The organism is Streptomyces sp. NPDC050264, from assembly GCF_040655895.1.
GTDB lineage: Bacteria > Actinomycetota > Actinomycetes > Streptomycetales > Streptomycetaceae > Streptomyces.
The window spans coordinates 426,805-436,099 of record NZ_JBFAKV010000006.1; the positions used below are offsets into that span (position 1 = coordinate 426,805).

At 70.6% G+C, this 9,295-nt stretch carries 8 protein-coding genes; 4 read left to right on the forward strand and 4 right to left on the reverse strand.

The genetic code is table 11. The annotated features are described in order from the left end of the window. Window positions 1-82: 82 nt before the first annotated feature. Window positions 83-769 carry a helix-turn-helix domain-containing protein gene (locus AB0J02_RS13895; protein ID WP_363193846.1) on the reverse strand — a complete coding sequence of 229 codons (687 nt, stop codon included), beginning with the start codon at window positions 767-769 and terminating at the stop codon, window positions 83-85. Between the two features lie 121 nt (window positions 770-890). Here AB0J02_RS13895 and AB0J02_RS13900 point away from each other — a divergent pair, with 121 nt between their 5' ends. Next, complete coding sequence (locus AB0J02_RS13900; RefSeq protein ID WP_363193847.1) at window positions 891-1,730, forward strand: patatin-like phospholipase family protein; 840 nt, start codon at window positions 891-893, stop codon at window positions 1,728-1,730. Between the two features lie 46 nt (window positions 1,731-1,776). Then, on the forward strand, window positions 1,777-2,988 hold the full coding sequence (locus AB0J02_RS13905) for a cytochrome P450 (RefSeq protein WP_363193848.1): 1,212 nt from the start codon (window positions 1,777-1,779) through the stop codon (window positions 2,986-2,988). 47 nt (window positions 2,989-3,035) lie between these two features. Here AB0J02_RS13905 and AB0J02_RS13910 read toward each other — a convergent pair whose 3' ends face one another. From AB0J02_RS13910 to AB0J02_RS13920, 3 genes are all read right to left on the reverse strand, one after another. Next, on the reverse strand, window positions 3,036-5,408 hold the full coding sequence (locus tag AB0J02_RS13910; protein WP_363193849.1) for a GH92 family glycosyl hydrolase: 2,373 nt from the start codon (window positions 5,406-5,408) through the stop codon (window positions 3,036-3,038). 114 nt (window positions 5,409-5,522) lie between these two features. Then, window positions 5,523-7,619 carry a glycogen debranching protein GlgX gene (gene glgX, locus AB0J02_RS13915; RefSeq protein WP_363193850.1) on the reverse strand — a complete coding sequence of 699 codons (2,097 nt, stop codon included), beginning with the start codon at window positions 7,617-7,619 and terminating at the stop codon, window positions 5,523-5,525. Beyond that, the gene (locus tag AB0J02_RS13920; protein ID WP_363193851.1) at window positions 7,616-8,131 is read right to left on the reverse strand and encodes a pep a2; all 516 of its coding nucleotides are present in this window, start codon (window positions 8,129-8,131) and stop codon (window positions 7,616-7,618) included. The genes glgX and AB0J02_RS13920 overlap by 4 nt, the downstream gene beginning before the upstream one ends. Window positions 8,132-8,419: 288 nt before the next feature. On the opposite strand from AB0J02_RS13920, the gene AB0J02_RS13925 reads away from it, so the two are divergent. Both AB0J02_RS13925 and AB0J02_RS13930 read left to right on the forward strand, forming a co-directional pair. Beyond that, complete coding sequence (locus tag AB0J02_RS13925; protein WP_363193852.1) at window positions 8,420-8,638, forward strand: DUF5133 domain-containing protein; 219 nt, start codon at window positions 8,420-8,422, stop codon at window positions 8,636-8,638. 35 nt (window positions 8,639-8,673) lie between these two features. Further along, the coding region (locus AB0J02_RS13930; RefSeq protein WP_363193853.1) for a maltotransferase domain-containing protein at window positions 8,674-9,295 on the forward strand (622 nt) is incomplete at its 3' end.

The window sequence follows — 9,295 nt, forward strand, 5'->3', positions numbered from 1 at the left end:
CCAGCGGACCGGCACGTCGGAGGAAAGCCGGAGGAAAGCCGGTGGAAAGAGGGAACGGCCCGATGCCTTCGCGTCCGCCCGGCTATGCCGTCGGGCCACCGGAGCTTCGGTGCGGTCCCAACTCGCCGAGTACGTCGCCGAGTTGCTCGGGAGTGAGCGCGGGGGAGGGGAGCGGCGGCGGAGTGGGGGAGCTGCGCAGGCTGTCGAGGAACAGGGCGAGGGGCCGGCGCCACGCGTCGGGGGCGGCCGCCGTGGTCAGGGCCGGGACGGCGCGGCCGAGGGCGGCGAGCGCGAACAGGACGTCCTCGGCGGTGACGTCGGGGCGGACGGTGCCCTCGGACCGGCCGCGATCGAGGAGCAGTTCCAGCGTCCGCCGGTTGTGCGCGTGCACGGCGTCGAGGGCGTCGATGCCGCGTAGGGGGGTGGTCATGAGGTCGTTGGTGCCGCGGTCGGTGGCGAGCACGGTGAAGACGGCGTCGAGGTAGCCGGTGAGGCCCGTCCAGGCCTCCGTGGCCGCGCGGGCCTCCTCGCCGGCGGTCATGGTGTCGCCCAGCGGCTCGCGGAAGACCGCGTCGACGAGCGCGACGCGGGTGGGGAAGTGCCGGTAGAGCGTCGCGTTGCCCACGCCCGCCCGGCGGGCGATGACGTCGAGCGGCGCTTCGAGCCCCTGTTCGCGGAACACGTCGTGGGCCGCTTCGACCAGGAGTTCCCGGTTGCGTCGCGCGTCGCGGCGGCGCGGGGCCGTGCCGGAGTCCGTGCCCGCGTTCATCGTCGTCCTCCGTCGTGGTCCGTGGCGCCGCAGCGGCAACCGGGGAGTGCTCCCCGATACGGATGCTATCGTCCGACCCGGAAGTGGGGAGCACTCCCCATTTCGCTGGGAGGAGGACGCCATGGACGGAACGGCACTGGTGCTCGGTGGTGGGGGAACGGTCGGCGGCGCCTGGATGGTGGGTGTGCTCGCCGGTCTGGCGGACGCCGGAGTCGACCTCGACACGCCCGACGTGATCTTCGGCGCGTCGGCGGGCGCGATCCACGGCGCGCGGCTCGCGGCAGGGGAGTCGCCGCGTGCGCTCTACGAGGGGCAACTCGCCCGTGACGACCGCGTGGACCTGAAAGTGAGCGCGGCACAGACCCTGCGTTTCCTGTGGGCGGCGATGGGCTCCAGGGACCCCGACCGCTCCGTACGCCGCCTGGGGCGGGCCGCCCTCGCCGCGCGCACCGGGCCGGAGACGGAGGTGTTCGACACCGTCCGCACACTGCTCGGCGGGGTGCGGGAGTGGCCCGAGCGTCCTCTTCGTATCGCGGCCGTGGAAGCGGAGACCGGCGCCGTGGAGGCGTTCGACCGGCACGCGCGGCTCACCTTCGTCGAGGCGGTCGCCGCCAGCTGCGCGCTGCCCCTGGTCTGGCCGCCGGTCACGGCGGACGGGCGCCGGTGGATGGACGGGGGCAGCCGCTCCACCGCGCCGCTGGACCTGGCCCGCGGCCACCGACGCGTACTGGCCGTGGTCCCGATCCCGGCCGCCGTGGGCCCGCACCCCCATGCCCGGCAACAGGCCGCCGAACTGACTGCCGACGGAACCTCCGTCGTACTCCTCGCGCCGGACGCGGCCGCCCGCCGCGCCATGGGCCGGAACATGACCGCGGACCGTCGCCGGCCGGACGCCGCCCGCGCCGGACACGCCCAGGCCACGGCCGTCGCCGACACGGTGACCGATCTTCTACGTGCCTGAAGTGATCAGCAGCGAACAGCGAACAACTGATGCGATCGGAGAATTCATGACCCCCGCGCCCACCCTGGAGGAGCTGGCCCCCGAAGGTCACGACCTCGCGACCGACCCGTACCCCGTGTACGCGGCGCTGCGTGAAAAGGGCCCCGTCCACCGCGTCCTCGTCCCGGAAAGCGGCGAGAGCTGGCTCGTCGTGACCCACGAAGCGGCACGAAAGGTCCTGACCGACCCCCGGCTGCGCAACGACATCCGGCACTCGTCGTCCTGGCGGACGGACGGCGGCCACGCCATCGGCCGGAACATGCTCCAGAGCGACCCCCCACAGCACACCCGGCTCCGCCGCATGGTCGCGGGACACTTCACTCCCCGGCGGATCGCCGCGCTGCACCCGCGGATCGAAGCCATCGCCGACGACCTGCTGACCGCCCTGCCGGAGCAGGGGACCGCCGACCTCGTGAGCCGGTACGCGCTGCCGCTGCCCGTCACCGTGATCTGCGAGGTCCTGGGCGTCCCCGAAGCGGACCGCGACATGTTCCACACCTGGTCGAACGAGCTGGTCCTTCCCACGTCGCCGGAGGCGGCAGCGGCGGCCTCCGTCGAACTGGCCGGCTGCCTCACCGACCTGCTCGCTCACAAGGCCGCGGCCCCGGACGACACCCTGCTCAGCGATCTCGCCACAGCGGGGACGGCGCAAAACGGAGGCGACCTCACGCACGAGGAACTCCTGGGAATGGTGTTCCTCCTCCTCGTCGCCGGTCACGAGACGACGGTCAACCTGATCTCCTCCACCGTGCACAGCCTGCTCACGCACCCCGGCCAACTCGGCCTGATCCACGACGATTTCACCCGCATACAGCCCGCCGTCGAGGAGTCGCTGCGCTACAACACCCCGGTGCACGCGACCACGTTCCGCTTCGCCGCCGAAGCCCTGGACCTGGCAGGCACCCCTGTCGCAGCCGGCGACAGCGTCCTGGTCTCCCTCGCCGCGGCCGCCCGCGACCCGCTCCACTTCGCCGAACCCGACCGCTTCGACATCCGACGCCAAGGGCCGGGCCACCTCGGATTCGGCCACGGCCTGCACCACTGCCTCGGAGCCCCACTGGCCCGGGCCGAGGCCGCCATCGCGCTGCGCCGCCTCCTGGCCCGCCACCCGGCTCTCGCGTTCGCCACGGATCCCGCGCTCCTCACTTGGCGTACGAGCACGCTGCTGCGGGGACTCGACACACTGCCCGTACGACCGGGCCCGCGCGATGGCGGGTGAGGGCCGGGGTGCGGCCCCTCGCGGGAGGGGGGCCGCACCTCATCGGCTCAGTCCTGCGCCACGGCGGGCGGCGCCGCGTCGGCGCCCCAACTCGTCGGCCTGTCCGAGAGCTTGACCTTTATGGTGCCGGAGCGGAGCAGATCCTTGTGGGAGATCCAGCTCTGCCGCAGCTCGCCCTTGCCCGTCGCCACGGAGGAGACGTACTGGAGCTTCGACGCGTCGGCTCCCGGCGCCTCGATGCTGATCCTGCGTCCGTGCTCGGGCCGGATCTCGACCTTGTCGAACATGGGCGCGCTGATGACGTACTTCGCGGAGCCGGGCTGCGCCTCGAAGACGCCGGCCATGGCGAAGACGAGCATCGACGAGGTGGCGCCGAGGTCGTCGTTGCCGGGCATGCCGTACACGCTGTCGGTGAAGAGCGTCCGCATCGCGCGGAGCACGGCCGAGGTCTTCCACGGCGCGCCGGTCCACGCGTACATCCACGGCGCGTGGAAGTCGGGCTCGTTGTTGGGGTTGAAGGCGAAGTTGTTGTGGTAGTCGTAGGCGCCGGTCACCCACGACTCCGAAGCGGCCTTCGCCGGATCGGTGAGCACGGTCGGCATGTCGAAGAACTTGTCGAGCCGCTGCTCGGCGGCGGCCTGTCCGCCCATGAGGCCGAAGAGGGTCTCCGGGTCCTGCTGGGCGAGCCACTGGTACTGCCACGCGGTGCCCTCGTGGAAGGCGCCGGACTGGGTGGGGTCGGGGTCGCCGGCGACGGTCCCGTCGGCGTTCTTGGTGACCGGGAACCCTGAGAAGCCCTGTGACGTGACGGTGGAGTCCCAGAGGTTGGTGAAGTTGTCGCAGCGCGAGGCGAGCGTCGAGGCCTTGTCCTTGTAGCCGAGACCGCCGGCCATCGTGGACAGCGCGCAGTCGCCGAGCGCGTACTCGAGCGTGGCCGAGCCCGCCTGGCGGCTGTCGCCGTACAGGTAACCGGGCAGGTTCTGGTAGCCGACGAAGCCGTTCTCGACGTACGACGGATTGCCGTCACGGCCACGGAAGACCGACTGGTCCGCGGGCACCTCGTTGGCGTTCTTCCAGAGGGCGGCGAAGAGTTGGCGCGAGGTGCGGTTGTCGAGCAGGCCGCGGTTGTAGATGTCGACGATCCACGGGGTGACGGGGTCGCCGCTCATCACGTTGGTCTCGCCGCCGCCGAGTCCCCAGCGCGGCAGCCAGCCGCCGTCCTGGTAGATGTGCAGCACGGATTTGGCCATGTCCGTGGCCTTGTCCGGGTTCAACAGGGCCACCAGTTGGTTCTGCGAGCGGTAGGTGTCCCACAGCGAGAACATCTGGTAGTACGTGGAATCGGAACGGTGCACCTTGTCGTCGAAGCCGCGGTAGCGCTTGTCGACGTCGGACCCGATCGACGGGTGCAGCAGCGAGTGGTAGAGCGCGCTGTAGTACGTGCGCTGGTCGGCGGTGCTGCCACCGGCCACGCGCATACGGTTCAGCTCGTCCTGCCAGGCCTCGTGCGCGCCGGCCCGGGCCTTGTCGAACGACTTGGGCTGCTCGGTCTTGCGGTTGAGGCGCGCTCCGTCGACCGAGGTGTAGGACAGCCCGACCGAGGAGCCGACCTGGTCACCCTTGGCCTGGTCGAACGACAGCCAGGCGCCCGCCCGCTTGCTGCCGCGAGACGCTTCCCGCTGGTTCGGGGTGAGCGTGCCGTCGGTCCAGGTGCCGAACGTGGAGAAGGTACGGTCGAACTTGGCGCTGAAGTAGACCCGGTAGCGCTCCTTGCCGGTCTCCCCGCAGAAGTTGCCGCCCTGGACCCAGCCCTCGACGGTGTCGTTGCCGACCACCTTGATGTCGCCGGCGTAGGTGCTGCCGTTGCTCTCGCCGGCCTCGATGAGCACGTTCTCCGTGCCCGAGCCGGCGGGATAGGTGTAGCGGTGCTGGCCGGTCCGCTCGGTCGCGCTGAGCTCGGTCCGGATGCCGTTGTCGAACTTCACGCCGTAGTAGCCCGGCGCGCGGGTCTCGTTGTCGTGGCTGAACTTCGCGGCGTATTGCGTCGGGTCGGACGAGGTGACCGCCCCGGTGGTCGGCATGAACCGGATGTTGCCCATCGTCTGACAGCCGACGCCCGAGAGGTGCGTGTGGCTGAAGCCGAGGATGGTGTCCTGCGCGTAGTCATAGGAGGCGTACTTGTTCAGCTGGGTGTCAGGGCTCAGCTGCACCATGCCGAACGGGGCGGCGGCACCCGGGAAGGTGGTGCCGTCGCCGTTGTTGCCGATCGAGGTGTCGACCAGCGTGGTGGGATCAGCGGCGAACTGGGGTCCGCGTTCCCTGGCGTCGGCGACACCGGCGGTGGCGGAAGCCGCGGCCACGGTGGTGACGACCAGCAAGGCGGTGAACAGGCGTTTGAACGGGCGTGTGGACGCTCTCATGGCGACCCTTCGTACGACAACGTTGTCATATTCGTGCCCGTTGATCTTTGTGCCTCTGTGCCGATCCGTCAATGCACCGGCGGTCGCCGCCGGTTGCATCGATCGGAGCGGTGACTACTCGCCCGGCGGCCGGGACAGGACGACAAGGCTCCGCTCCTCCATGAGCAGTGCCGTCTCCGCCTTGTACTCCGTCTCGTCGGAGGTACCGGCCGGTTCCGCCGTGTCGATCAGCTTGGTCCAGCGGTCCCCGAAACCGGCGTCGGGCAGCATGAACTCCATGGGCCCCCAGTAGCAGTTGAACAGCACCAGGAAGGAGTCGTCCGCGACTGGGCGCCCCCGCAGGGCCGGCGCCGAGAGGTCGTCGCCGTTCAGGAACACACCGATCGCGTGCGCGTCGGGCCGCCGCCAGTCCTTGGCGGTCATCTCCGCGGCGTCCGGCCGCAGCCAGACCAGGTCCGGCAGACGCCGCCCCTCCTGCGGGGTGCCGCCCTCGAAGAAGTGGCGTCGCCGCAGCACCGGGTGGGCCATGCGCAGGGCGATGAGTTCGCGGGTGAACCGCAGCAGGTCGCGCTGGTCCTCGTCGAGATCCCAGTCGATCCAGCTCACCTCGTTGTCCTGGCAGTACGCGTTGTTGTTGCCGCCCTGGGTGCGGCCGAGTTCGTCGCCGTGGCTCAGCATCGGGATGCCCTGCGACAGCATCAGTGTCGTCAGGAGATTGCGCTGCTGGCGGCCGCGCAGTTCCCGGACGGAGGGATCGTCGGTGGGTCCCTCGGCGCCGCAGTTCCAGGAGCGGTTGTGCGACTCGCCGTCCTGGTTGTCCTCGCCGTTGGCCTCGTTGTGCTTGTCGTTGTACGAGACCAGGTCGCGCAGGGTGAACCCGTCGTGCGCGGTGACGAAGTTGACGCTGGCGCGCGGCCGTCGCCTGTCGTGTTCGTAGAGGTCGGCGGAGCCCGTCAGGCGCGACGCGAACTCGGGCAGGGAGCGGTCGTCGGCGCGCCAGAAGTCCCGCACACTGTCGCGGTACTTGCCGTTCCACTCGGACCACTGGGGCGGGAAGTTGCCGATCTGGTAGCCGCCGTCCCCGAGGTCCCACGGTTCGGCGATCAGTTTGACGCGGCTGATCACCGGGTCCTGCTGGATGACGTCGAAGAAGGCGGAGAGCCGGTCCACTTCGTGGAACTGGCGGGCCAGCGTGGCGGCGAGGTCGAACCGGAAGCCGTCGACGTGGCACTCGGTCACCCAGTAACGCAGCGAGTCCATGATGAGCTGGAGGACGTTGGGGTGCCGCATCAGCAGGCTGTTGCCGGTCCCCGTGGTGTCGTAGTAGCGGCTGAAATCCTCGTCGGAGAGCCGGTAGTAGGAGGCGTTGTCGATGCCGCGGAAGGAGAGCGTCGGCCCCCTCTCGTTTCCCTCGGCCGTGTGGTTGTAGACCACGTCGAGGATCACTTCGAGACCCGCGGCGTGCAGGTCCTTGACCATGTTCTTGAACTCGGTGACCTGTTCGCCGAGCGACCCGTTCGCGGCGTAGGCGTGATGCGGCGCGAAGAAGCCGATCGTGTTGTAGCCCCAGTAGTTGGAGAGCCCCTGGTCGAGCAGGAACCCGTCCTGGATGAACTGGTGGACGGGCATCAGCTCGACCGCGGTCACGTTCAGGGACTTCAGGTGCTCGATGACGGGCGGGCTCGCCAGGCCGGCGTACGTGCCGCGCAGTTCTTCGGGTACGTCCGGGTGGGTGCGGGACAGCCCCCGGACGTGCGCCTCGTAGATGACCGAGTCGGTGTAGGAGTACGCGGGCGGCGCGTCCGTGCCCCAGTCGAAGGCGGGGTCGACGACGACCCCGCACAGACCGTGCCCCGGGTCCCCGCCGCTCAGCCGTTGTTCGCAGACCGCGAGGGCGTAGGGGTCCAGGAGGAACGCCGAGGAGTCGCAGCGGTGCCCGGACGTCGGCTCCCAGGGGCCGTGGACGCGGTAGCCGTACCGCTGGCGTGGCCCGACGTCCGGGAGGTAGCCGTGCCACACGGCCCCGTCGACCTCGGGCAGCGTCACCACCCGTTCGGTTCCGTCGGGTTCCACCAGGACCAGGTCGACCTGCTCGGCCACGCCGCTGAAGAGCGCGAAGTTCGTGCCGTGGCCGTCGTAGGCGGCGCCGAGGGGGTAGGGGCGTCCGGCCTGGACGCCCCCGCTTCCGTCGTCCGTCGGACGTGCCGTCACGACGCGCGCCCGGCGGCGGCCTCGGCGGACACGGGCTCACGCGCGGCGCTTCCGTGCGTCGCCGGGGTCCGGGGCACGCTGAGCGCCTCACTGGACCACGGCTCCGGCTGCTTGGCGGCGAGCACCTCGCGGTCGTTGTCGGACTTGCGCAGGGAGAACCAGACGATGTTCCGGCTGTTCGTGGTGCAGCTGCCCCAGCCGTCGCTCAACGTCGCTATCTGCTGGAAGTGGGGGTGCGCGCCCTTGAGGTGTCCGCCTTCGGAGGCGTCGGGGTGCGACACCGCGGTGATCAGGTGCTGACCGGTCCACCACGTCTCGAGTTCCACGCGCTCGGCCGGCACGGCCGACACGGCCGCTTCCAGCAGCAGTCCGACGCCCTGGGTCGCCGACGGCACCAGCTTCGCCAGCCCCCAGTACCGCAGGTGCGCGGCGACGATGCGCTGCATCGGTCCTACGCGCGCCGGCGATGACTCCACCTCGACGTGGTAGTAGCGGGGCACTGTCCGGTCCATGGTTGTTGCTCCTCACCGCGTATCTCGCGCCACCGTCGCCTCGACCGAGTCGTGCGTACGGAGCGTGAGCAGGGGCCGCCCGAGCGTCATGGACCAGCCTCTGCTGCGTACTCCATTCGTGCAACACGAGAGTGATCGGGCGGTGACGCTCGGCTCAACAGGCCGGATCGCCGATCACCCCGCACCATGGTGGGGAAGCGGCCGTGTGTGACGGCCCGGTTTCACTCCGTGCACGGCGGGCGAGCCGTGAAAGCAGAGATCACGGATTCCAGGAGGTCGACGGAGGCCATGGACGCATCACAGGTCGGCGAAGAGATCGGCCGGACGCTGACGCGCTACCGCTGGTGGCAGCGCCGGTTCCTCGCGGCTCCCGCGGATGCGCGGGTCCGCGCGCGCTTCGAGCGGACCGTCGAGGCGCTGTGCGCCGCGACGGGTGAGCGCTGCGGCCGCGAGGCGGCCAGCACGGCCGAGCGTCGGATGCGCACGGCCGCGAAGCCGACCCGGTAGCCCAACTGCCGCGTACAGCACTGGAGGTGAGAGCGATGACAGGTACGGCGCAGCTGGTCCCTGTTCAGATCGAGGACGTACGTCCCCGCGTCCACGGAGGACGCGGCACGGCGAAAGCCGTGGTCGGTGAGGCTTTCCCGGTCACGGCCCTGGTGTTCGTCGAGGGCTCCGGCATCGTGCGGCCGCACGCCGTGCTGCGGGACCCCGACGGCCGTACGGTCCAGTGCGTCGCGATGCGCGAACAGGTCCCGGGAAGCGACCGGTGGAGCGCCCTCCTGACCCCGTCCGCCCCCGGCCGCTGGAGCTACTGCGTGCAGGCGTGGTGCGACACCGTGGCCGCCTGGCGGCGGGACGCCGCCATCAAGGTGCCGGCCGGCGTGGACAGCGACATCACGCTCGAAGAAGGTGCCGTGCACCTGGAGGGGGCTCTGGGGCGGGTGACCGACGAGGCGGCCAGGCGCACGCTGTTCGACGCCATTCACGTGCTGGCGGACCCCGCGCGCGGCGACATGGAGCGGCTGGCGGCGGCGCTGTCCCCGGAGGTCCGCGAGGTCCTCGACGCACACCCCCAGCTCGACCGGCTGACCGAGAGCAGTTCCCTCCCGCTCCTGGTGGAGCGGGAGCGGGCGTTGTACGGGGCCTGGTATGAGTTCTTTC